The sequence below is a fragment of the Rhodomicrobium lacus genome (assembly GCF_003992725.1).
Taxonomy (GTDB): domain Bacteria; phylum Pseudomonadota; class Alphaproteobacteria; order Rhizobiales; family Rhodomicrobiaceae; genus Rhodomicrobium; species Rhodomicrobium lacus.
Window position 1 is genome coordinate 99,580 of the sequence record NZ_RZNF01000007.1, and the last position, 22,424, is coordinate 122,003.

Here is a 22,424-nt window from a genome sequence, read left to right on the forward strand (position 1 = left end):
CAACAATAGGCGGACGCCACGGATCTGGAAAGCACAACATGAAACGGAAAATGTAAACAAATCCGAGATTCAGGCCCGCTCGGCATGCATAACACCCTGTCGGCATCCGATGATCCGCGAAAATCTCATGCGAAGCAGGACATTGCAGGCGCAGTTTGGAAAAACGCGGTCCTGGAAGGCATTTCCGGATGGCAAGAGGCAGCCCATATCAAGATCTTTCGATCAGCTCGGGAACGCCATGGCAAAACTGACAAAACCGCCATCAGGAAAGGAGCAAACGCCGCTCGCAGAAGAACCGAGCGGCCGGTCGGAAATCGACGCCTTTCTCGATCGCATGCGCTCGACGCCGTCTCCCTCCTCCGGGCATGGGCGGCTGATCTTCGCGATGGACGCCACCATGAGCCGCCGGCCGACATGGGACATGGCGCTCAAGGTGCAGGCCGACATGTTCGACGCAGTGAAAGCGGTGGGCGGCCTCGATGTGAAGCTTGTCTTTTTCAGAGGCACGGACGAATGCAAGGCGAGCCGCTGGGTAAGCGATGCGGGGGCGCTTGCCCGGCTCATGACCGCAGTTTCGTGCCGGGGCGGCTACACGCAAATCCGCAAGGTTCTGAACCATGCGCTCGCCGAAGCTCGGACGGGTAAAGTCAGCGCGCTCGTGTATGTCGGCGACGCCATGGAGGAAAATGTCGACGAACTGGCCGATCTTGCCGGAAAGCTCGGCCTGCTGTCTGTGCCCGCGTTCCTCTTTCAGGAAGGCGACGACAGGATCACACAGGCAGCATTCCGCGAAATTGCGCGTCTGACGAACGGCGCGACCTGCCGTTTCGGTCCGGGCTCGGCCGCCGAGCTTCGCGAACTGCTCGAAGCCGTCGCCCATTACGCCGCCGGTGGACGGCGCGCACTTGCAGACTATGCAAAAGGCCGCGCCGCACCTACGGTGCTGCTTGAACAGATGTCGAGACGATAAGCGCTGAGAAGCCGGGGGCGCAGCTATTTTACAGCTCTTTCTCCTGTTGGTCGGTTTGGGAGCGGGCCTTTACCTGCTCGGCTATCTGGCGCGCGCGGACATGGGCAAGCTCGCGGTTTATTTGCGCAAGGGCAGCGTGGTGCTCGCGGCCTTCGTGGCGGGTTTCGTACTCACGCGCAACATCGGCGTTGGAATGCTCGCCGGGATGGCGGTCTGGTCTTTCATGCAGCGAACCGGGTGGTTTCCCGGCAAGGGCAAGATCGGCAGGGGCGCGGGCGCATCGGGCGTGCGCACGCCATGGCTCGACATGACGCTCGATCATCAGACAGGGGCGATTTCTGGCCGCTTGCTCAAGGGGCGGTTCGAGGGCAAGGCGCTCGACGATCTTTCGGAAGCCGAGCGCGGGGAGGTCCTCGCGGAACTTCGCGCCAACGATGCGCAGGGAGCGAAGCTTTTCGAGGCGTGGCTCGATCGCGTCTCTCCGGATTGGACCGCGGGGGCGCGCGGCAGCGGCGCGAACGCGGGGCCGTCGCGGGCGATGACGCTTGATGAAGCCTATCTCATTCTCGGGTTGAAGCCGGGGGCCAGACGCGACGATGTGCTTACAGCGCATCGAAATCTCATGAAGCGCTTCCACCCGGATCAGGGCGGCTCGAATTATCTGGCCTCGCAGATCAACGCCGCGAAGGATCTGCTTCTGGAGAATATCGGCGTCTGATCGCGGGACACCCCGGCGAAGCAAGCGGCTTGCCGAGGTCTTCCAGAATCGGAGCTTTAGGATTTGGACATTTGAGCGGGCGTCTCAAATGTCAAATTCGCTCCATTAGTGGCGAAGCGTCAGCGAAGCGGAACCAGCCGATGTGCTGAGTTGCACGTTCTGAGTCCGGCCGTTCACAGTCACGCGCATGCTGCCGGTGACGCCATATTGCGGGTTGTGGAAGCTGCCGACATAGGTGTTGGCGCCGACGCGTTTCAGCCGCGCGCTCTGAGAGACGTTGCCCGATGCGGTCGCGCACGTGCCCGTCATGACGACGGAGCTACCGCCACCGGAGTAGTTCGCGCGGCAGCGAGCCCGTTCCGGCTGTCCGCCGATGACGACGGTACCGCCGCCGCTCCAAGAGCCGGCGATGGAAGATCCTTCGGCGCGGGGTTCCGCCGAAGCGCTGAGCGAGAAGACAAGGGCAGCCGCCACGGCGGCGCCATAACCGGCACGCATTACATGGATTGGTTTCACGGTACGCCTCCTGATTGTGAGTCCGTCATAAGGTCGCGTCTCTAAACAAAGGGTTCCACGACAACGGCGCTCTATTGGGCTGGTTCCGCCTCCGTTTCGACCCCGAGCCCATTTCGACGCGTCAGGCGCAAGAGAAACATAATGATTGGCCGCAGGACGAAGAGATCTGCCACCAGTGCCGCGATCATCGCGAAGGCCGAAAGCCATCCGAACAGCCTGAGCGATGGCAGGTCCGAAAACACCGTTACGGCCAGCCCGCAGGCAAGCACCACAGTCGTCAGGATGAGCGCCGGACCGACAAGCACAGTCGCGCGCTCCACGGCAAGCTCGGGCGGCTGACCGGGCCTGTCCTCCCGCCTTAGCCTGTTCAGAAAATGGATTGTCGCCGACAGGCCGAGGCCGAAGGACACGGTCAGCGCGACGACGCTTGCGAATTGCAGTCCGCTTCCGACGAGCCACAGCAACACGCCCGAGGCGAGAATGGGAATGATCGCAGGCAGGATCGCCGACAGCATCACCACGAAGGAGCGGAAGGCGAGGCCGATGAAGGCGGCGACGAACACGATTTCGATGGTGAGCGCCATATTCAGCCGCTGGATCATCAGCGCGCTGTTGCGGGCGGCGACGGCGGAAAGGCCGGTGACGGCAACCGTATAGCCGGGGTTGGCCTCGCGAACAGTGTTCAGCGTCGCGTCGAGCTGGTTCACGAGCGGCAAAAGCTCGTTGGCGTCTTCGTCCGGGATGTAGCCCGACACGACGACCGCATCGCCCTCTTTCGCCAGGAAGCGCTGCACGAGATGGGGCGGCAGATAGCCGATATAGCGCTGCAAAGTCTCGATGTCGGAGCGGCCGAGCTTCTCCGCGATCCAGCGGCGCAGCGTCTCCACGGACCAGACGTTGCCGACGCCCTTCTGATGCTCCACGGCGGCATGCACGTCGGCGAGCACCTTGAGCGCCTGCGGATCGTAAGCCGAGACGCCTTTGGGAAGCTCGATCAGGACGTTGATCGGGTTCGAGCCGGTGAGCTTCGCGTCGAGGCGCTGGCTCGCGGCGACGGCCTGCCGCTTGTCGGGAACCTGGTCGGCGAGCCGATAGCGGGTTTCAAGACCGACATAGATCGAGGCCAGGCCCGCAACGGCGAGGAGGGCGATGGCGCTGTAAAGCCCCGGCCGGGCCACGACACGATGCGCGATCCATCCGCAGAAGGCGCGCAGCGCGTCGACGGCGGTATCGGCTCCTTTCATGCTGGCCGCGAAGGTGGTCTCCTTGCGCACGAGCAGCACGCCGAGCAGCGGCAGCACGGTGATGACGGTGAAGAGCGCGATCACCGTGGCGATGATGCCGCCTTCGCCGAAATGGCGGATCATGTCGGAGCTTGAGAACAGGAGCGCCACGAAAGAGAAGGCCGCCGTCGCGTGTGTCAGCACGCAGGCGGGGCCGACGATCAGGATCGCGTTCCTGAACGCCTGATATTTGTTGTCGCCACGGATGAGCCTGTCGCGCGCGGCGAAGGTGAGCTGCATGCTGTCCGAGAACGAGATCACCATGATGAGCGGCGTCATCACGTTCAGGAACGTGTTGAGCGTGAAGCCCATCCAGCCGAGCGCGCCTTGCGCGAACAGGATCGCCAGCAGAGGCGGCGCGGCGGCGATGACCATGAACGACAGGCGCCGGAAAAAGATGATCGCGATCAGGCATCCGGCGAGAAAGCCGATGCCGTTATAGAGGAGTTGGTCGCGCTCGACGGCGGTGCGGATTTCGAGGCGCATTACCGGCACGCCCGACAATTCGGCCTTGAGGCCGGAGCCTTCGAGATCCAGCGCGGCGGTTTCGCGGATCTGCCGCACCACATCGGCGATGCGGTCTCCATTTGCGACGGCAGGATCGATGGCGATGACAATAAGCGCAAGCTTGCCGTCGTCGGACAGGAACTTGCCCTTGATGATGTCGTTGGCGAGCACACGCTTGATGAGCGCGTCGTATTCCTGGCCGTCGGGGAGGTCCGCCGGGAACAGGGGGCCGGGAAGTTTGCCAGCCTCGGGAGCTTCGCGCGCCGAGAACAGGGACAGAATGCCTCGCGTGCCCTCGATGAGCTGGACGTCGGTCACGAGGTCGCGCAGCTGATCGATGCTGTCCCGATGAAGGAGGCGCTCGCCCTCGACCACCATCAGGACGTCGAACTCATGCGAGGGAAAGCGCTTCGTCAGATCCTCGAACTGGCGGAACTCCGGCGTGTCGGAGCGGAAAAGCGAACTGAGCGAGTCGTCCACCTGAAGCCGGGCCACGCCGAAAGCGGCAATGATGGAAAGAAGGGCGACGAGAACAGCCGAAAGGATGGGCGTGCGCAGTGCGATCAGCCCGGAACGCTCTACCCCAAGAACGAGGTTGTCGGCCTTGGCGGGGGGGAGCGATGCGGGGCTTCTGGCCTCCGGGCCTGCGTGTCGCTGGTTCCCATCAGTGCCGTCCATCAGAGTCTGCCCCCTCGAAATCTGTCTGGCCCATCCGGCAAATCTCACGCAACCCCGGAAAACCGCTATCGCGCGTCGCCGCGTAACCGTTAACAGCCGACGCAAATAAGGGCTGCGGGGAGCGTTTGGTTAAGAGACGAATTGCCTCACACAATTAATTGAGCCCCGGCCATGGCTCCCCACGAAGCCGTCGCAACTGCACCATTGCCGAGTTAGATTAAACCTCAATGAAGCAAGCTCTGCGGACACGGCGGCCGCTCAAGCCGGACTATGGGATCGACAAGCCAAAGGCACTTGCGCGGCTTTTCCTCGCGGGTATCGCCGCCCTCGCGGCGGGGTATCTGCTGCCGTCTCACAAGGACGCGGGGGCGCCGGTCCCCCTTCTCGGCCCGACGCTCCTCGCGCTCGGCTGTCTCAGCCTCGGCGCTTGTGCGCTCATGCTCGCCTGGTCGCTCAGGGGCAAATTCGTCGTACGCGATCGCATGCTGAACCTCATTCGTTGGCACGGAAACGAAACCGTGCTCGACCTCGGCACCGGACGTGGTCTGCTGGCCATCGGCGCGGCCAAGCGCCTGAAAACCGGGATGGTTGTCGGCATCGATGCGTGGGAAAGCGAGCAGGCCTTTGCGACGATCGAAGATGCACAGCGCAATCTCGAACTGGCGGGCTTTGCCGACCGCGTGGAATTACGCAATGACGACCCGCGCGATATCGGCTTTGTCGACAACTCCTTCGATGTGGTGCTTTCGCTCCTGTTCCTGCATACGCTCGACACCGAAGCGGCGCGGGCTGCGGCATGCCGCGAAATCGCGCGGGTTCTGAGGCCACGCGGTATTGCTGCCATCGCGGATGTCGAGCATTGCGCCGAATACGCGAAAGCGCTCGATGCCGCCGGGCTCAAGGTCGACAAGCCGCGAACGCTTCAGACGCTGGCGTGGACAACGCTTGAACTCGTGGTCGCACGCAAGATCTGACGGTATCAGGCCCGCGAAGCGCGCGCATCACTCAAGGGCGCTGTTCTTTCTTCGCGGCGCGGAAGCCGGCTGCGGCGGTGCTTTTCTCGCAGATGTAAGCGCCCCGCTTTGTCTTCCCGTAGGTTTTGGCGGTCGCGTAGTGATAGACCTTCGACGAGAGGTTGGCCCACACGACGGTGTCACCGGGGCAGCTCGCCTTGGCTTCGGCCTCGCTCGCGAACTGGCCGGTGCCGAGAGCGGCGGGCGCCTTTGCCTTCTTGGGCGCAGGAGCGGTTTGCGCAGGCGTGCCCGTCTGTGCCGTGCCTCCGAAGGGATTGGGAGTCGTCGTCTGCGCCGCAGCCGATCCGGCCACAAGGCCAAGTGAAAAAAGACATGCAACCACGAAACATGAAGACTTTTTCACGAACAACCTCGTTGAATACTTGGTGATGGTCTCATCTTTTGAAGATCGGACTGCAAAACGTCAATTTTGAGGAAACAGAGGAAAGCCGAGTCCGTTTTCCGTCGATGCGGAGGCCGCTCGGGACCAGCCGGCGGAGCCCAGACCGGCGCCGGGCGCGGCGTTCGAGGCCGGCGCATGCAGGATCAACGTTCTCACGAGCAGATAAAGCACGGTCGCATTGAACAGATGCCAGAAGTAGTGAACGCCGACCGGGATGTCGTTGCAGAGCGGCATGTCGAGCGTTCGCGCGGTGAATGACACGGCAAACACAGCGGCCGCGGCGTAGAACGCCTGCCCCGCCGCCGCATTTCGCAGCCAGATTCCCGCCCCCGCCGCCAGCATGAAGAAGAGCGACGGCAGGTACATCGCTCCGCCCCACAGAACAGGAGCGAATTCCTCCGCCTCAAGATAGAAGGTGGTGGCGAAGAGAAGGACGCAAGCGGCGGCCTTGAGCCATGCCGACCACTGGAAGAACACCGTCAGTATCATCCAGCAATAGAAGATCATGAAGACGAGGATCGGGATGACATCGACCCACTCCGCCCACTTGGTCGCGATGGTGTGAAAGACGAAGCTGCCGACACCCACGACGCCGATCAGGATGCAGAGCGCCTTGATCGCGGCACTGTGCGCATCGTCCAGTCTCTGCGACCTGAGCTTCCAGGCGGCCCATGCGGCAATCAGAAAAGCGAAATTGGAGATCGCGTTGAGCGGCTCCGCGTCAAAGGAGGCGCCTGTCCGCTCGCAGTAGATGTCGACGGGCCGGGACAGGGATTCGAGCAGGCTGCCAAAGTCCATGGGCGCTCTCCTTTGCCTTTACTTCACGAGCTTTAGCCGAGCCGCGTTGCGCGGGCAATAATCCGCTTGCATGAAACGCGGCGTGGCGCCTGAACCCCGGTTGTCGCAAACGAAACGGGGTTTCCTTCTGCGCAAGGAGAGATCACGGCGACGATTTCGAACGGGAAACGAGTAAAATTCACATGCCTGAGGATGGCATGGTCTCAGGAACAATTGGCGGAGACAAGCGGCGTCAGCGTTCGAACCATTCAGCGCATCGAGCAGGGAGGCATCGCATCTCCGGCCATGAAGGGAGCGGACCGGGAATGTTAGGTCGCGAAGGCGAAAGCGCGGTCGCCCCCATGATGCGAATAGGGCCGCTTCGTTGAGCGGCCCCGTCGTTTCACGCCACCGGTTCGGAATGAACCGGCAGGTCGATCATCGCCATCACGAAGCCGCTCGTGTCGTCAACGGCCTCCTCCCAGAGCGAGATGTAAGTCGGTAGCGCGGGCAACACGCGCCCGACGACTTCGCCATGATCGAACAGCAGTTCCGCCTCATACTTGCGGCAGATGCGCTGCATCTTGTGGTTCTCGGCGAGACAGTTCATGTAGAGGCGCTGAATGCCCCGGTTCCGCGCCGCGCGGATGATGCGGCCCAGCAACTCGGTTCCGACGCCCCTGTTCTGATAGTCGTGCTCCACCGAAAACGCGCCTTCGGCATCCGCCGACCACGCATCGCCGATCTGCCGCATTTCCGCTGCGGCGCGCATTTCCCCTTCGACAAAGAAACCGTAGACGAGACACTTCATCTCTCCCAGCCGCGAAGCATAGTCGATGATGAAGGCGTCGCTCACAGCCATGCCGAAGCGCATCCGGCGACTGTCACGGTCAAGTCTCAAGAGGTGATCGCGGAATTTGTCGGCTTCCGACAACCACATCTTTCTGATCGTTCCTCCCCAGAGGTGAGATTCAGGCATTGGGAACCTCCTTCTGGATGGTTGCGAGCCAAATGTTTCGGCTCCTTTGGCGTACAATTGTAGCAGGCGCCGTCATTGTGCAAGTGCGAAGAGCGCGAAACATAGGCGCATGGCACCTATGCCGCCCAATGAAAACGCCATGTTTACAATTGACCTGTGGAGCCGAAGCCACCGGTGTTTCGCTTTGTCGCGGGAAGTTTGTCAGCAATTTCCAGTCTCGCCCGCGTCACCGGGGCTATCACGAGTTGCGCTATTCTGAAGCCTCGTTCGATGGCGTAGGGCTCGCTGCCGAGGTTGATCAATAAAACTTGTACCTCGCCGCGATAATCCGAATCGATCGTGCCGGGCGCGTTCAGGACCGTCAGTCCGTGGTTGAGCGCCAGCCCGGAGCGAGGGCGAACCTGCCCCTCATATCCATGCGGCAGCTCCAGAGCGATGCCGGTCGGGATCAGCGCGCGCTCCCCCGGAGCCAGGAACCGAGCGTGCCCAGGCTCCAGCGCTGCCGCCAGATCGAGCCCGGCGGCGTGCTCGCTCGCATAAGCGGGCGGGTTCAATCCCTCGCCATGGGGCAGCACATTATATCGGACGACGACCTCGCTCATGAACTTCCTTCTTGTCGGGAGGTGGCGCGGCGCACCGCGCTGAGATGTTCCGCCGCCGCGCGCATGAGCCGTTGTGCCACGTCCTCCTTGGACAGGGCAGGCCAGCTTTCCACGCCTTCGTTGCGGATCACATGCACTTCGTTGTGATCGCCGCCGAAGACGCCACGCTCTGGCGAGACATCGTTGGCGACAATCCAGTCGGCCCCCTTGCTCGCGCGTTTCTTTGAGCCGAGCGCGAGCGCGTTGCCGGTTTCGGCTGCGAACCCGATGACAAGCGACGGGCGACCTGTCCCGCGCGAGGCAACGGTCCTGAGGATGTCGGGATTCTCGACGAGACGAAGCTGGGGAGGGCCGTCTTCGCCTTTCTTGATTTTCTCCGGCTCGACTGCGGCAGCGCGCCAGTCGGCAACGGCGGCGGCGAATATGGCAATGTCCGCCGGAAGCGCGGCCTCGACCGCGTCGAACATTTCGCGCGCGGTTTCGACATGAACCGTCGCGACGCCCCCGGGATCGGGCAGCGCGGTCGGGCCGGCCACGAGCGTCACGCGCGCGCCGAGACGTGCGGCGGCGGCGGCGATGGCGTAGCCCTGCTTTCCGCTCGAACGGTTGCCGATGAAGCGGACAGGGTCGAGCGGCTCGTAGGTCGGCCCCGCGGTGACGAGCACGTGCCGCCCCGCCAGTTCATCGCTGCTGGAGATATCCCCTTTCTCCGCGGCTTTATCGACGGCACTCTTGCCGCAAAGCTTTCTGCCATTCTGATGGGAGGGGCGAGGCGCCTTATCCTCAAACATGGCGTTTGCCGCGCTGATAATCTCGTCCACCTCCGCCATGCGGCCCACACCCCACTCGCCGCACGCCATGCTGCCTTCGTTCGGACCGACGAAACGGACGCCGTCGGCGGCAAGTTGCGCGAGATTGCGGCGCGTGGCCGGGTGCGTCCACATGCGCCAGTTCATGGCGGGCGCGGCGAGAACGGGCTTGTCGCCCGCGAGGATGACGGTGCTGGCGAGGTCGTCCGCGATGCCGTGCGCCATCTTCGCCAGGAGGTTGGCCGTGGCGGGGGCGACGATGATGAGGTCGGCCTCGCGCGAAAGGCGAATATGGCCGATCTCCGTCTCGTTCTTGAGGTCGAAAAGCTCGGTGAACGCGGGCTCCTCGGACAGCACCGCCACCGAAAGCGGCGTCACGAACTCCTGCGCTGCGCGCGTCAGCACGCAGCGAACCTTCGCGCCGCGTTCTCTGGCCCGACGGATGAAGTCGAGGCATTTATAGGCCGCGATGCCGCCGCCGATGATGAGGAGGATGGATTTTCCGTGCATGTCCGGCTTTCCGATTGCGGCGAAATCCTACAGCGGCCGACGGCGGGAGTCATCATCGGCGGTCACTCGCCGAGAGATGTGCGGGCGGCCCGGCGGTACGGTTAAAGGCGGAAGGCTTGCGTGACGGGCGCTCCCCTCCGGCTCATCGCTTGCAGGGAAGGCACCCGGAGCCGAGCGACGTCACCCGAAGCTGCTACCCCGCTTGCGCCCCTTCAACCGACACGATCTGTTCGACAAGGCCGGCATCCGTGAGGAGCTTCGCGCTTTCCTCCCAGTCTTCGGCGCGCGAGCGCCGCTCTCAATCGACAAAAGCGGCGCTTAAGGCGATGTTTCGCGGTTGCCTTCCGGAAGCGTGCGATCCCCTTCGCCGAGCGGGCGCTGCATGAGAACGCTATCCACCCATCGGCCAAACTTGAATCCGGCGGATACAAGAACGCCCGCCGGACGAAAGCCCATGCGCTGATGCAGCGCGATGGAACCGGCATTGCCGCTGTCGCCGATGACCGCCACCATCTGTCGCCATGGCCCGGCTTCGCACCGGGCGAGCAACTCGCCGAGAAGCGAACTGCCGATGCCGCAGCCTTGCAGGCCGTCGGCGACATAAACCGAATCCTCGACCGTATGGCGATAGGCCGAGCGTAGCCGGTAGAGTCCGGCATAGGCATAGCCAACGACCGCGCCGCCGCGTTCCGCGACGAGATACGGCAAGCCGGATGCGAGCACGCTTTTCCGACGCGTCGCCATTTCGCCGACGGACGGCGCCATTTCCTCGAAACTCGCCAAGCCGTTCAGCACATGATGCGCATAGATGGCCTGAACGGCCGCCATGTCGCTATCTTGCGCATTTCGCACCGAGACCGGCATGGCTGCCGCGTCTCGCGCGTCTCTCTTTGTCATGACACCATCGCGAAGCCGAAGACGAAAGGCCCCAAGCTAACCCTTCCGCCAAGCTTGCGCCAGCGTTCGCATAAAGGGTGGTGAGCGCTTTTTCGGCGGCCTCAGTCGACGGGGCGATAAACTCCTGCCGTCGCGTCGAACATCAGGGGAGTGGTTATGACCGGACGCGTCGCGCGCCGGATACGACGGTCGGTCCGGCGGATTGCCGCCTCGACCCGGTCAGCCTCGCGCCTGAGCCAGCGCAGGGCAAAAACGAGCATGAACGCTCCCAACGCAACAGCGAAAACCTGTGACATCACTGACAACCCCGACAATTTACATGAACGCGTCGGCCAAGCCGACTACAGCCCGAAGCGCGCCCAGATCGCACGCTCTTCGAGAGCAGAGATCAGATCATCAGCAAAGCCTTGTGCGAAGCTGATACCAACCCCTGTGCCGGAAACCGAGACGCCCACTCCCGCTTTCCGCCTGAAGAAACCGCGCTCAGTGGAGATAAGCTTAAGCCGCACTTTATCTCCATACTCGGCGCGCATCTTTGCCCTGAGATCAATGATGCCATCGATCAGGCCAAGTTCAAGGGCCTGCCTTCCCGCCCAGAACTCGCCTGTGAATAAGTTGCCGCCGGAATTGGCGATGCGGTCGCCCCGGCTCTCCTTCACGAGCGCGATGAAATCTTCGTGGACAACAGCCTGAAGACGCTTAAGCCGCGCAATTTCCTCCGGCTTTTCTGGCCGGAACGGATCGAGCTGCATCTTGTTTTCGCCGGACGTATACACGCGCCGGTCGATGCCGAGCTTGTGGATAAGGTGAACGAAGCCGAAACCGGCCGAGATCACGCCGATGGAGCCGACGATCGACGAGCCGTCCGCGTAGATTTCATCCGCCGCGCAGGCGATCATATAGCCGCCCGACGCCGCCACATCTTCGCAAAAGGCATAGACCTTCTTGTCGTGCTCCTCCTTGAGCGCGACGATCCGGTCGTAGATCAGGCGCGACTGCACGGGCGAGCCGCCGGGCGAATTGATCTGAAGGACGACCGCCGGACCTTTGGCGGCGAAAGCGCGGTCGAGCGCGGTGGCGCAGCCCGATAGCGTCAATCCCTGCCGCAACGGCGATGCCGCCCCGATGGTCCCGCTCAGGCGCACAACGGGAATGGTCGTCCGTCCGCCGGAAAAAAGGCTGCCCGGAAAGATGTTGCCCCACATCGAGGTATTAGGGCGTGTGGTCGAAGAGTGTTCGCTGTCGACGTCCATGGAAACCCGCATCACGTTTACCTCGTCGCTCGCCGGAGAAACGCGGCTTCGTAAATTTATCACACATGTGTGTATGGGAACGAGGTTAACAAGCCATTCGCCGCAGGGTTGCACCGGGCACCTGTGGCAAAGCGCGCGCGCCGGATGCGCTCTCGCTCATGGGCCGGAGTGGCTCACGGGTGGAGTGATTGACCGTGACGCAGGATCGCGGCGGCTGCCACGGTCGGCTTGCCGTCGGCTTCGTGAAGAACGAAGCCCGGCAGGATCGAGGCTGGCGCGCGGCTTCCCTTTATGCCGCTGACGATGACGCGGATTGCCGGTGCGCCGTGCTTCGGATGCAGTGGAAGGATGCTCAGGGCCCCGAACCTTCGATCGAACGCGGCGAGGATCTGCGGCAAAGCCTCTGCCGTATGGATCACTGTCGCGGTGGCGGACGGACGGGCGACGGCGGCCAGAAAGCGTGCCCAGTCCTCGAAAGCGCCTGTCGCCATGGCGCGGGCGCGACCGTTTCGCGCGTCTTTGGATGGGCGGGTGCGGCCATGCTCGAAGAACGGCGGATTGGCGATGACGTGGTCGTAGGCTTCACGGAGGAGGCCCGCTGCGTCAAGCTCGGCCCAGGAAAGCGTGAGATCGGCGTTGACGATATCGAATTGCGCGCCGAAGCCGTTGTCGGTCGCGTTCTGCCGCGCGAGCGCCGCTAACCCGGCGTCGATCTCCACGCCGGTTATGCTCACGCCGGGCACACGCGCAAGGAGGCACAAGGAAGCCGCGCCCGCTCCACACCCCGCTTCGAGCACCCGCTCGCCTGCCTGCGCCCGGCATGCTGCCGCCAGAAACACGGCATCGAGGCCTGACCTGAAGCCCGGCTTCGGTTGCCGAACGGTTACGCGCCCATCAAGGAAAGCATCACACGTGAAAGTGACCGGACTCGTCATGGGGTTTTTGCGATATTACGTCGGCAAGACGCCGCCGGAGACAGCCCGCCCAGCGATCTGATCGCCAAGGCCGGCATCCGTGAGGAGCTTCGCGCTTTCCTCCCAGTCTTCGGCGGCGACGAGAACGCGCCGGGGAAAAGCGCCGATGGACCCCTCTACAGAACTGACGTGAACGTCTGCGATGAGAACCGAAAACCCCGCGTCGCCTAACAAAGAGTTGACATAACTGAGAAGCACAATATCCGTAGTGCGCAGCAACTCTTTCATCGAGCAAGCCTTTTCGGACAGGACAGGCATCCAGGGACATTAAGCCACGTGGCTAACTTATCAAAGCGGTGTTTTTCTGGGATCCTGACGAGGTTCGCCCAGTCCGTTATCATGCCCAAGCAGCACATCTGGAGGAAATCATGAACTTGGCGGCTCAAGTTCAGGAGCGCAGCGATCCGTCGGCAGCGCTCGAACCTCTTCTGCGGCTTGTCCATGACGAGATGGCCGAGGTCAACAACATCATCCTGTCGCAAGCCCGTTCCGACGTTGCGCTGATCCCGGAACTCGCTCGCCATCTCATCAATTCCGGCGGAAAACGGCTGCGCCCGATGCTCACCATCGGTGCCGCCAAGATGTGCGGCTACGAAGGCACCGGCCACATCATGCTCGCGGCTTCGGTCGAGTTCATGCACACCGCGACGCTTCTGCATGACGACGTCGTGGACGAGAGCGACATGAGGCGCGGCAAGAAGAGCGCGCGCATGCTTTGGGGCAACCAGGCCAGCGTGCTCGTGGGCGACTTCCTGCTGGGTCAGGCGTTCCGCATGATGGTGGATGTCGGTTCGCTCGGCGCGCTGAAGGTGCTGTCGGAAGCCTCTTCCGTGATCGCCGAGGGCGAAGTCTGGCAGCTTGCGGCGTCGAAGAACCTGGCCACGACCGAGGAAGAATATCTCAACGTCATCATCTCAAAGACCGCCGCGCTGTTCGCCGCGGCGGCTGAGATCGGCGCGATCCTGACGGATCGAGGCGCCGAGGAGCAGGCAGCGCTTCGGCTCTACGGGACCAACATCGGCCTTGCATTCCAGCTTATCGACGACGCGCTCGATTATTCGGGCGAAGCGGCAAGCCTCGGCAAATGCGTCGGCGACGACTTCCGCGAGGGCAAGATCACGTTGCCCGTGGTGCTCTCCTACCGGCGCGGAACGCCCGAGGAACGCGCTTTCTGGCGGCGCACGCTTCAGGAAGGCGCCATCGAGGACGGAGATCTCGAACACGCGATCCAGATCATGCGACGTCATAACGCCATCGAGGAAACGATCCAGCGCGCGGTCTACTACGGCAAGGAAGCCCGCGAGGCGCTCTCGATCTTCCCCGCCGGCGAGGCGCGCAAGGCTCTGATCGACGCGGTGGATTTCAGCATCGCGCGCATGCATTGATAGAGGGCGGAGCGGCGCACGCCGCCCTGCCATCCGTCGACATGCGTAGAGCATTGACACTGGAAAACGCATAAGTAACGCGATCTGCGATCACAATGCCGCTTCCGGCGCGCGCAATTCCGTGATTTGTACTTTCATATGACCAATGTTATGCCCCCTGTCGCCATCATCATGGGCAGCCAGTCCGACTGGCCCGTTATGCGCGCCGCCGCGGCCGTGCTCGACGAACTCGGCGTCTCATACGAGGCCCGCGTTATTTCCGCTCACCGAACGCCGGACCGGCTCTATTCCTTTGCCAAATCGGCGCGAACCGAGGGCTTCAAGGTGATCGTGGCGGGCGCTGGCGGAGCCGCGCATCTTCCCGGAATGACAGCGGCGCTCACCACATTGCCCGTTCTCGGCGTTCCCATCGCGACAACCGTGCTGAAGGGCCAGGATTCGCTTTTGTCCATCGTGCAGATGCCGGCGGGCGTTCCGGTCGGCACGCTTGCGATTGGCGAGCCGGGCGCAACCAACGCCGGTCTGCTCGCCGCATCGATCCTCGCGCTGGGCGACGCGGCGCTTGCGGCACGCGTGGACGCATGGCGCGCAAATCGCTCGGCAAAAGTAGCGGAAAAGCCGAATGACGTTCCGTGAGCCTTTGCCGCCCGGCTCGACCATCGGCATTTTCGGTGGCGGCCAGCTCGGGCGTTTTCTCGCCGTAGCCGCCGCAAAACTTGGCTTCAAGACGGCCGTCTATTCCTCGAAGGAGGACAGCCCGGCCTTCCAGGTCGCGTCGTTGCATTGGTGCGCGCCCTATACGGACGAGGCGGCGCTTGCTGACTTCGCGCAGAATTGCGACGTCGTCACCTTCGAATTCGAGAACGTGCCCGCTGCGGCACTGGAGGTTGCCGCGCTGCGCACGCCCGTATGGCCGCCCGCTCGCGCCGCCGCCGTGACGCAGGACCGTATCGCCGAGAAGCGCTTCCTGACGGCGCTGGGCCTTGGCACCGCCCCCTATGCGGTCGTGGAGACGGAAGCGGACCTCGCCGACGCCGCTGCGTTCCTCGCGCAGCACGGGCGAGGCATCCTCAAGATCGCCCGCGAGGGCTACGACGGCAAAGGGCAGGCACGGGTGTCGAGCGAGGCGGAGCTTCGCGACGCATTCAAGGATTTTTCGGCAGCCTGCGTGCTCGAAGGCATGGTCGACTTCGCGCTTGAAATTTCTGTCATCGCCGTGCGCGGAACCGACGGCGCGGTGTCGGCCTATGACTGCCCGGAGAACCGCCACCGGAACGGCATTCTGCATCAGAGCATCGTCCCCGCCGCATGTTCGGCCGCGCAGCAGGCCGCCGCGCAGGAGATCACCGCCCGCATCGCCGCCGCGCTCGACTATCGCGGAACGCTTGGCGTTGAATTCTTTGTCATGCCCGATGGCGAGCACGTTCTCGTGAACGAAATCGCGCCGCGCGTGCACAATTCCGGTCACTGGACGATGGAAGCCTGCATTATCAGCCAGTTCGAAAATCACATCCGTGCCGTCGCGGGGTGGCCAATCGGCAGCGTGGAGCGGCACTCCGACGCGGTCATGACGAATCTCCTTGGCGCCGATGTGCTGGAGTGGCAGGACATCCTGAGCCGCGATGCCGGGGCGTCCCTGCATCTCTACGGCAAGTCGGAGATCAAGAACGGTCGCAAGCTCGGGCATGTGACCCAAATATCACCGGTGGAAAACTACCGTGGCGCGCCGCGTGCTACATCAAGCTTGAAATAGACAGACAGGGTAAAGCCTGATAGAGTGCGCGCAATGGCCTGCACTCGTGCGGGCTTTTTTATTCCAGCCCAATTCGAACCAAGGGAGTCAGCGTGCAGGTACACGTTCGCGATAACAATGTCGATCAGGCGCTGAAGGCGCTCAAGAAGAAGATGCAGCGCGAAGGTATCTTTCGCGAGATGAAGCTGCGTAACTACTATGAAAAGCCCTCCGAAAAGAGAGCCCGCGAAAAGGCCGAGGCCGTGCGCCGCGCCCGCAAGCTCGCTCGGAAGAAGGCTCAGAGAGAAGGCATCGTTGCTCCCGGCCGCGCCGCAGCACGATAAGTCTTCGTTTCAAATTATACACAGCCGGCGAGAGGTTTCGCGCCGCCATCCGATTGTGGCCCCATTCGGGGCTCACTGTGGCGTCACTTGAGAGCCTTTCGCGAGGGTGGAGCCTGTATTGTGAAGACGGGGACGATAAAAAGAGCGTTGACGGCGGGTGTCGTATGTCTTGCGGGGTTCTCGCTGGCGGCATGCGAAACCCCAGGGGTAAGCGATCAGCGTGCCGCCGACCGTCTGAACAATCCGCAGGTCGACCCGAGGAACAATATCGCGTCCATCTCACAGGTTCTCGCGAAGAACCCGCGAGATGCGAGCGCGCTTAACCTGCGCGGCACAGCCTATGGCCAGGCGGGTGATGGCGAGCGTGCCATCGCCGATTTCACGGCCGCAATCCAGATCAATCCGCAATTCTATCAAGCCTATAACAACCGCGCGCTGATCTATCTGAAGATGGGCCGGTATGACGCTGCGCTCGCCGACTACAATCAGGCGCTTGCGATCAAGCCGGACTACGCCGGAGCCTATGTCGGCCGTGGCAATGTCTACAAGGACCAGCGCAATTATCCGTTGGCCGTGGCAGACTTCACCAAGGCCATAGAACTCAAGCCCGACGATCCCGCGCCGTATTACAGCCGCGGCCTGATCCATCAGGCCATGAACGATCACCGCAACGCGCTGGACGATCTGAACGTCGCCGTGAATTACCGGCCCGACGCGCCCGACCCGCACTTCGCGCGCGGCCAGAGCTTCATGGTCATGCAGGATTACAAGAAGGCGTTCGAGGACTTCCAGGTCGCCGGGACCAACAAGGTCAACAATTACGAGGCGTGGGCGGCGGCTGGTCAGGCTGCGGAAGCCATGGGCGACCGCAAGGAAGCCGCAGTCGCCTACAAGCGCGCGCTTCAAATCAATCGGGAAAGCCGCGTCGCTTATGAGGGCCTGCGCCGCGTCGGCGGCGAAGACGCGTAAATGCATCCGGTCAGAGCCGCATCTGGCGGGGCGACCCGCGATGAGCGCGCTCGAAAAGTTTGGTGTATTTTCTCTTCATCGGACGCAGCGCTTCCCGGCACCCTTGCGGGTGCCGTCGGCTGAGCGCAATCAATTCCGGACACGCACGCCGGGCTCTGCGGAGCTACGCGCTGGCGTACACAGGCCGATGACGCCCTATGACGCGAGCGTCGCAGATCGATTGAAAGCAATCAGCTTGAGACCGCGTCCCGAGCGGGAGGCATGTTCATCAGGTCTACATTGCGAGGCTGCGATGCGCTCTTTGGGCATTCGCGCTCGTTCTCCGCGAGCTTGTCAGCAGGAAAGAAGACCGGGACGCCACCCCACTTTCGCAGCCGATTCCGAAGGGACGCTCGGCTTTGTGTCTTTCTCGGACCGCCAGCAACCGGCAGTCAGGCGATGATATCGGGCAGAAGCTGATCCTCAAAACGCGCGATCTTGTCCTTGAGAAAGAGCTTGCGCTTCTTGAGACGCGTAAGACGCAGCTGGTCGCGATCCGGAGCGCTCTCAAGCGCCGTGATCGCATCGTCCAGATCGCGATGTTCCTGTCTGAGCTGTGCGAGTTTCTGGCGCACACCTCCATCTTCCGAAGTGTTCATCAAACCCCCGGGGATGACGCCAAAAATACTCGGCCCCGAAAAATCGCTTACGAATTTCATCATAGCACGAATCCCGAATTTCCGAAAAAGCGCAATCTCCTCGATCCGTAACGTGTAGCACGGATTGGAAAGATTCTCATGGGATTTTGAAGACGGTCGAAGGAATTTGTTAAGATATGGCGCAAATTTGCAAGGGATTTCAGGTTGCCGGTTATGCGTCATGCAACCGCGTCACGGTTTGGCGCCAATTATGTCATTTTTTCGCCGTAAATTGGGTTTGCCATAGGAGGGTTAAACAAAAGTGGAGGCCGGAAATGAGCCTTATTGCGCATATCGAGGAACTCAAAGAGAAGCACCAGACCATTCAGCGGCAGATCGAGCTTGAAATGGCTCGGCCTCTCGTGGACGGGTTGAAGGTTTCCGAACTAAAGCGCCGTAAGCTCCTTCTCAAGGAGAAGATAGAAAAGTTCAAATCCGGAGAGGACGTCGCTCTCAGGGCGTAACACCTCCGATACGGGCCAAAGCGGCAGGGCATGACCTGCCGCTCAGGCCACAACCCCATCACCCTCCCCTACCGCGTTCCCTCCTGTCGCTCCGCGCGCCCTGCACAACACGCCCTCTTTGGCCGCCGCGCGTCGCCGCAATCCCCACAAAAGTCTTGCGCTCTCCGACAGTCGGCTTCATTCCTTTCCGCATGAGCGACAAGAAGCCATCCAAATCACAGGTCAAGGCGCGGCTGCCGAAAGGCATGCGCGATGTCGAAGCGCAGGAACTCCGCGCGCTGAAGCACATGCTCGACACCATCAGCGCGGTGTACGAGCGCTACGGGTTCGAGCCGCTCGATACCCCTGCGTTTGAATATACCGACGCGCTCGGCAAATTCCTGCCCGACACCGACCGCCCGAACGAGGGCGTGTTCTCGTTTCAGGACGAGGACGAGCAGTGGGTGTCCATGCGCTACGATCTCACGGCGCCGCTCGCGCGTTATGTCGCGCAGAACTTCGACGCCACGCCGAAGCCGTTCCGCCGCTACCAGACGGGCTACGTTTACCGCAACGAGAAGCCCGGCCCCGGCCGCTTCCGTCAATTCATGCAGTTCGACGCGGACACGGTCGGCACCGCGAACCCCGCCGCCGACGCCGAGATGTGCATGCTCGCGGCGGATACGCTCGACGCGCTCGGCCTCGGAGGTTCATATATAGTTAAAGTGTCGAGCCGCACGCTTCTCGACACCGTTCTCGACGCCGCAGGCATCGACGACCAGAAAAAGCGTCTCGTTGTGCTGCGCGCCGTCGACAAGTTCGATCGCCTCGGCATCCCGGGAGTGTCCGACCTGCTTGGAAAGGGCCGCAAGGACGAAAGCGGAGACTTCACGCCCGGCGCGGACCTCACGTCGGCGCAGGCGAACGCCGTGCTCGCGCTCCTCAGTGGCGACGCGCCCGCCGACGCGGCCATCGCAGCCATAATGGAACTCGTGCGCGGCGCCGGCTTCGGCGACGACCGCATCCGCTTCGATCCCACAGTCGTGCGCGGCCTCGAATATTACACGGGCCCCGTCTTCGAGGCGGAGCTGACCTTCCCCGCCACGGACGAAAACGGCCAGACCGTGCGCTTCGGCTCGGTCGGCGGCGGCGGTCGTTATGACGGCCTCGTCTCGCGCTTCCGCTCGCAGCCCGTTCCCGCCACCGGCTTTTCCATCGGCGTGTCGCGGCTTTACGCGGCGCTCTCGCATCTCGGCAAAATCGGCGCGGCGAAGGCGGCGGGTCCGGTTGTCGTGCTTGTCATGGACAAGGCGCGCGTCGGCGAGTATCAGCGCATGGCGCGCCAGCTTCGCGACGCGGGCATCCGCGCCGAGATGTATGTCGGCGATGCGGGCATGAAGGCGCAGATGAAATACGCCGACAAACGCGGCGGCCCGTGCGTCATCATTCAGGGCGAGGACGAACGCGCCAAGGGCGAAGTCACGATCAAGGATCTGCTGGAAGGCTCGCGGCTTTCCGGCGAAATTGCCGATCATGCCGAGTGGAAAGAGGCGCGCCCCGCGCAGTTTTCCGTGAGCGAGGGCGATCTCGTCGCCGCTGTGAAGAAACTCATCGAAGAGCAGGCCAAGGCGTGACGGCGGAAGGCGCAAAGGAATTCGGGGCGCTCGAAGCGCAGGCCGCTACCATCATGACGCTGTTCGCGGCGAAGGGCTATGAGCGCGTGGCTCCAGCCTTCATCCAGCCAGCCAGCCTGTTTCTCGACCGCATCGGCGAGAAACTTCGCGCGCGAACCTATATCTTCAGCGACCCTAGCGGCGAGGAACTTTGTCTCCGTCCGGACCTCACGCTCCCCGTGGCGCGCGTGTTTCTGGAACGCGGCGCGGGCGATGGCGTTTCGAAATTCAGCTATAACGGCCCCGCTTTCCGCATTCAGACGAAGCCCGAGCGGCTGCGCACGCGCGAATTCCGCCAGGCGGGGATCGAATATTACGGCGCGCGCGGCATTGAAGCCGACCTCGAAGTCATGGCGCTTACGCTCGACGCCGTGCGCTCCTGCGGCGTGCTCGATTTCACGATCCGCGTCGGCCATATCAGCCTCGTCCGCGCGCTGCTGAACGCGCTCGACATGCCGCAGCGCTGGCGCGACCGCTTGGCCCGCGCCTTCCGGCGGCAAGCCTTCGCGCAGGAGCTGGATGTCCTTTCACGTTCGCAGGCCGACCGCGCGCCCGCCTTGCCGGAAACGGCGCTCACCGACGACGGCTTCCTCGCCCATCTCGATACGGAAGGCGTGCCGTTCATCGGTCTGCGCCGCCCGGCCGAAATCGTGAAGCGCTTGCAGCATAAGGCGGCAGATGCGCAGGAATTGCCGCTTTCAGCCGAAACCGTGCGGCTCGCGCGCGACTATCTCGCTACGCGCGGCGACGTGGACGCCGCGCTCGACCGCATCGCGTCTCTCGCCGCTGAAGCGTCGCTCGACCTCGGCCCGGTGATGGACGACGCGCGGGCGCTGCTCGGCGGCATCAAGAAGCTCGCGGGCTGCGCCCCGGTGATCTTCGAGGCCGATTTCGGGCGGCATTTCGAGTATTACACCGGCATGGTGTTCCGGATCGATGCGGCAGGCGTGGAACGGCAGATCGCGGGCGGCGGTCGTTATGACGGCCTCATCCGCGCACTCTCCGGCGGCGCGCGCGACGTGCCCGCCGTGGGCGCTGCAATCCATACCGAGCGGCTGCTCGTCGCGGCCTCGGGGAGATAGCATGGACAAGCTCATCGTCGGCGTGCCGTCCAAGGGGCGGCTGATGGAAGATACGCTCGACCTGTTTCGCAAGGGCGGGGTCGCCATCGAGAAGACGGGCGATGCGCGCGGCTACAAGGGCGCGATGACGGGCGTGCCGGATGTCGCCGTGGAATTTCTTTCTGCGGGCGAGATCGCGCGGCACCTGCAAAGCGGGCGGGTGCATCTCGGCGTCACCGGCGAAGATCTTGTGCGCGAGCAGATCCCCGATGCCGACGAGCGCGTGGACCTGCTCGTGAAGTTCGGCTTCGGCCACGCCAATGTCGTCGTCGCCGTGCCCGATTGCTGGCGTGACGTGGAAACGATGGCAGACCTCGAAGAAGCAGGCGCGCTGTTTACCGCCGAGCATGGCAGGCGGCTTCGCATCGCCACCAAATATCCCATGCTGACGCGCCGCTTCTTCACGGAAAAAGGCGTGGGCCACTATCGCACGGTGGAGAGCCTCGGCGCGACGGAAGGCGCACCCGCCGCCGGCATGGCGGAAGGCATCGTCGACATCACGAGCACGGGCGCGACGCTTCGCGCGAACGGGCTGCGCATCCTTGCCGATGGACTGATCCTTCGATCCGAGGCCAATCTCGTCGCGGCGCGCGCAGCGCTCGCCGAGCCCCGACTGGCCGCGCTTTGCACCGACATCGCGGAGCGGCTCCGCATGGCGCGCGGCGCAGCCTGACGCTTCGATTGCGATCCTCGGTCAGTCCGGGTCAAATCGGGCTCGATTTGCGGCAGACAAGCTGATCGACATAAACCTGCACGTCGCGTCCGAAGCGACGGCAGGACGCTGCTGCGGCGGCGCGCCAAGGTCACGCAACCGTTGCAGCCGTTGCCCCCAGCATGTGCCTCCCTTGCGGCGTTTCCACTTCGAGAATCCAGATGTCGGGATCGCGGCTCGCCTGCCGCTCAAGATAGGCATCCGCTTCCGCCTCCGCCGCGTGAGGCGTGTAGACCGGCTGCCATGCGCGTCCATCTTCCATGAAAAGCGTCCCGGCCGGCGCCATTTCGGCGAACTGCGACGAGAGCGGAGCGAAAACCTGGGCCGTGCCATCGAGAGCGGCGACCTTGATGTAGATCGCTCCGGCATCCGCATCGCCGTGACGCACGAGCGCGGCAGGAATGAAAGCGGTGTCCAGCCGACGCAGGTAGGCGCTCACCCAAATGTGAGATTTAACGCGCATGTTTCCCCTCTTTTAC

At 63.0% G+C, this 22,424-nt stretch carries 27 protein-coding genes; 13 read left to right on the forward strand and 14 right to left on the reverse strand.

What is annotated here, in order from left to right:
• Window positions 1-238 precede the first annotated feature (238 nt).
• A complete protein-coding gene (locus EK416_RS07825; protein WP_127076950.1) occupies window positions 239-970 on the forward strand; it encodes a YbbN family protein in 732 nt (243 codons plus the stop codon).
• A 46-nt stretch (window positions 971-1,016) separates the two neighbouring features.
• Window positions 1,017-1,688: a J domain-containing protein gene (locus EK416_RS07830; protein WP_127076951.1), complete on the forward strand. Its 672-nt coding sequence runs from the start codon at window positions 1,017-1,019 to the stop codon at window positions 1,686-1,688.
• A 105-nt stretch (window positions 1,689-1,793) separates the two neighbouring features.
• Here the strand turns inward: EK416_RS07830 and EK416_RS07835 are convergent, their stop codons facing one another.
• The gene (locus EK416_RS07835; protein WP_127076952.1) at window positions 1,794-2,204 is read right to left on the reverse strand and encodes a hypothetical protein; all 411 of its coding nucleotides are present in this window, start codon (window positions 2,202-2,204) and stop codon (window positions 1,794-1,796) included.
• Window positions 2,205-2,275: 71 nt separating this feature from the next.
• On the reverse strand, window positions 2,276-4,672 hold the full coding sequence (locus EK416_RS07840) for an efflux RND transporter permease subunit (protein WP_127076953.1): 2,397 nt from the start codon (window positions 4,670-4,672) through the stop codon (window positions 2,276-2,278).
• Window positions 4,673-4,899: 227 nt separating this feature from the next.
• On the opposite strand from EK416_RS07840, the gene EK416_RS07845 reads away from it, so the two are divergent.
• Window positions 4,900-5,646, forward strand: a complete 747-nt coding sequence (locus EK416_RS07845; RefSeq protein ID WP_127076954.1) for a class I SAM-dependent methyltransferase — start codon at window positions 4,900-4,902, stop codon at window positions 5,644-5,646.
• 31 nt (window positions 5,647-5,677) lie between these two features.
• On the opposite strand, the gene EK416_RS07850 is transcribed toward EK416_RS07845, so the two are convergent.
• Both EK416_RS07850 and EK416_RS07855 read right to left on the reverse strand, forming a co-directional pair.
• Window positions 5,678-6,049, reverse strand: coding sequence for a hypothetical protein (locus EK416_RS07850; protein ID WP_127076955.1), 372 nt, complete (start codon window positions 6,047-6,049; stop codon window positions 5,678-5,680).
• Between the two features lie 60 nt (window positions 6,050-6,109).
• Window positions 6,110-6,886 carry a ceramidase domain-containing protein gene (locus tag EK416_RS07855; protein WP_127076956.1) on the reverse strand — a complete coding sequence of 259 codons (777 nt, stop codon included), beginning with the start codon at window positions 6,884-6,886 and terminating at the stop codon, window positions 6,110-6,112.
• Window positions 6,887-7,078: 192 nt separating this feature from the next.
• Between EK416_RS07855 and EK416_RS17980 the strand changes: the two genes are divergently transcribed.
• Entirely contained in the window at window positions 7,079-7,198 is a 120-nt protein-coding gene (locus EK416_RS17980) for a helix-turn-helix domain-containing protein (RefSeq protein WP_127076957.1), read from the forward strand.
• A 70-nt stretch (window positions 7,199-7,268) separates the two neighbouring features.
• Here the strand turns inward: EK416_RS17980 and EK416_RS07865 are convergent, their stop codons facing one another.
• From EK416_RS07865 to EK416_RS07895, 8 genes are all read right to left on the reverse strand, one after another.
• A complete protein-coding gene (locus EK416_RS07865; RefSeq protein WP_127076958.1) occupies window positions 7,269-7,844 on the reverse strand; it encodes a GNAT family N-acetyltransferase in 576 nt (191 codons plus the stop codon).
• Window positions 7,845-7,987: 143 nt separating this feature from the next.
• Window positions 7,988-8,446, reverse strand: a complete 459-nt coding sequence (gene dut, locus EK416_RS07870; RefSeq protein WP_127076959.1) for a dUTP diphosphatase — start codon at window positions 8,444-8,446, stop codon at window positions 7,988-7,990.
• On the reverse strand, window positions 8,443-9,765 hold the full coding sequence (locus tag EK416_RS07875) for a bifunctional phosphopantothenoylcysteine decarboxylase/phosphopantothenate synthase (protein WP_127076960.1): 1,323 nt from the start codon (window positions 9,763-9,765) through the stop codon (window positions 8,443-8,445). The genes dut and EK416_RS07875 overlap by 4 nt, the downstream gene beginning before the upstream one ends.
• A 318-nt stretch (window positions 9,766-10,083) precedes the next feature.
• A complete protein-coding gene (locus EK416_RS07880; protein ID WP_127076961.1) occupies window positions 10,084-10,662 on the reverse strand; it encodes a GNAT family N-acetyltransferase in 579 nt (192 codons plus the stop codon).
• A 101-nt stretch (window positions 10,663-10,763) separates the two neighbouring features.
• The gene (locus tag EK416_RS17720) at window positions 10,764-10,922 is read right to left on the reverse strand and encodes a hypothetical protein (RefSeq protein WP_164729917.1); all 159 of its coding nucleotides are present in this window, start codon (window positions 10,920-10,922) and stop codon (window positions 10,764-10,766) included.
• A gap of 81 nt (window positions 10,923-11,003) precedes the next feature.
• Window positions 11,004-11,867 carry a S49 family peptidase gene (locus EK416_RS07885; protein WP_127077229.1) on the reverse strand — a complete coding sequence of 288 codons (864 nt, stop codon included), beginning with the start codon at window positions 11,865-11,867 and terminating at the stop codon, window positions 11,004-11,006.
• Window positions 11,868-12,088: 221 nt separating this feature from the next.
• Window positions 12,089-12,850, reverse strand: a complete 762-nt coding sequence (locus tag EK416_RS07890) for a tRNA1(Val) (adenine(37)-N6)-methyltransferase (RefSeq protein WP_127076962.1) — start codon at window positions 12,848-12,850, stop codon at window positions 12,089-12,091.
• 15 nt (window positions 12,851-12,865) lie between these two features.
• On the reverse strand, window positions 12,866-13,117 hold the full coding sequence (locus EK416_RS07895) for a putative signal transducing protein (protein WP_127076963.1): 252 nt from the start codon (window positions 13,115-13,117) through the stop codon (window positions 12,866-12,868).
• 140 nt (window positions 13,118-13,257) lie between these two features.
• Here EK416_RS07895 and EK416_RS07900 point away from each other — a divergent pair, with 140 nt between their 5' ends.
• The 5 genes from EK416_RS07900 (at window position 13,258) to EK416_RS07920 (ending at window position 17,319) form a co-directional block, all read left to right on the forward strand.
• Window positions 13,258-14,274 carry a polyprenyl synthetase family protein gene (locus EK416_RS07900; RefSeq protein ID WP_127076964.1) on the forward strand — a complete coding sequence of 339 codons (1,017 nt, stop codon included), beginning with the start codon at window positions 13,258-13,260 and terminating at the stop codon, window positions 14,272-14,274.
• 138 nt (window positions 14,275-14,412) lie between these two features.
• Window positions 14,413-14,910 carry a 5-(carboxyamino)imidazole ribonucleotide mutase gene (gene purE, locus EK416_RS07905; RefSeq protein WP_127076965.1) on the forward strand — a complete coding sequence of 166 codons (498 nt, stop codon included), beginning with the start codon at window positions 14,413-14,415 and terminating at the stop codon, window positions 14,908-14,910.
• The gene (locus tag EK416_RS07910; RefSeq protein WP_127076966.1) at window positions 14,897-16,027 is read left to right on the forward strand and encodes a 5-(carboxyamino)imidazole ribonucleotide synthase; all 1,131 of its coding nucleotides are present in this window, start codon (window positions 14,897-14,899) and stop codon (window positions 16,025-16,027) included. Before purE ends, EK416_RS07910 begins: the two co-directional genes overlap by 14 nt.
• A gap of 92 nt (window positions 16,028-16,119) precedes the next feature.
• Complete coding sequence (gene rpsU / locus EK416_RS07915) at window positions 16,120-16,350, forward strand: 30S ribosomal protein S21 (protein ID WP_013419901.1); 231 nt, start codon at window positions 16,120-16,122, stop codon at window positions 16,348-16,350.
• A 147-nt stretch (window positions 16,351-16,497) separates the two neighbouring features.
• On the forward strand, window positions 16,498-17,319 hold the full coding sequence (locus tag EK416_RS07920) for a tetratricopeptide repeat protein (RefSeq protein WP_127076967.1): 822 nt from the start codon (window positions 16,498-16,500) through the stop codon (window positions 17,317-17,319).
• A gap of 431 nt (window positions 17,320-17,750) precedes the next feature.
• Here the strand turns inward: EK416_RS07920 and EK416_RS07925 are convergent, their stop codons facing one another.
• Entirely contained in the window at window positions 17,751-17,957 is a 207-nt protein-coding gene (locus EK416_RS07925) for a YdcH family protein (RefSeq protein WP_127076968.1), read from the reverse strand.
• A 314-nt stretch (window positions 17,958-18,271) separates the two neighbouring features.
• Here EK416_RS07925 and EK416_RS07930 point away from each other — a divergent pair, with 314 nt between their 5' ends.
• The 4 genes from EK416_RS07930 (at window position 18,272) to hisG (ending at window position 21,906) form a co-directional block, all read left to right on the forward strand.
• Window positions 18,272-18,460, forward strand: a complete 189-nt coding sequence (locus tag EK416_RS07930; protein ID WP_127076969.1) for a YdcH family protein — start codon at window positions 18,272-18,274, stop codon at window positions 18,458-18,460.
• Between the two features lie 191 nt (window positions 18,461-18,651).
• Window positions 18,652-20,073: a histidine--tRNA ligase gene (gene hisS, locus EK416_RS07935; RefSeq protein WP_127076970.1), complete on the forward strand. Its 1,422-nt coding sequence runs from the start codon at window positions 18,652-18,654 to the stop codon at window positions 20,071-20,073.
• Window positions 20,070-21,194: an ATP phosphoribosyltransferase regulatory subunit gene (locus EK416_RS07940; protein ID WP_127076971.1), complete on the forward strand. Its 1,125-nt coding sequence runs from the start codon at window positions 20,070-20,072 to the stop codon at window positions 21,192-21,194. Before hisS ends, EK416_RS07940 begins: the two co-directional genes overlap by 4 nt.
• Window position 21,195: 1 nt before the next feature.
• Window positions 21,196-21,906, forward strand: a complete 711-nt coding sequence (gene hisG, locus EK416_RS07945; RefSeq protein ID WP_127076972.1) for an ATP phosphoribosyltransferase — start codon at window positions 21,196-21,198, stop codon at window positions 21,904-21,906.
• A 130-nt stretch (window positions 21,907-22,036) separates the two neighbouring features.
• Here hisG and EK416_RS07950 read toward each other — a convergent pair whose 3' ends face one another.
• Window positions 22,037-22,408, reverse strand: coding sequence for a DUF1491 family protein (locus EK416_RS07950; protein ID WP_127076973.1), 372 nt, complete (start codon window positions 22,406-22,408; stop codon window positions 22,037-22,039).
• Window positions 22,409-22,424: the final 16 nt, after the last annotated feature.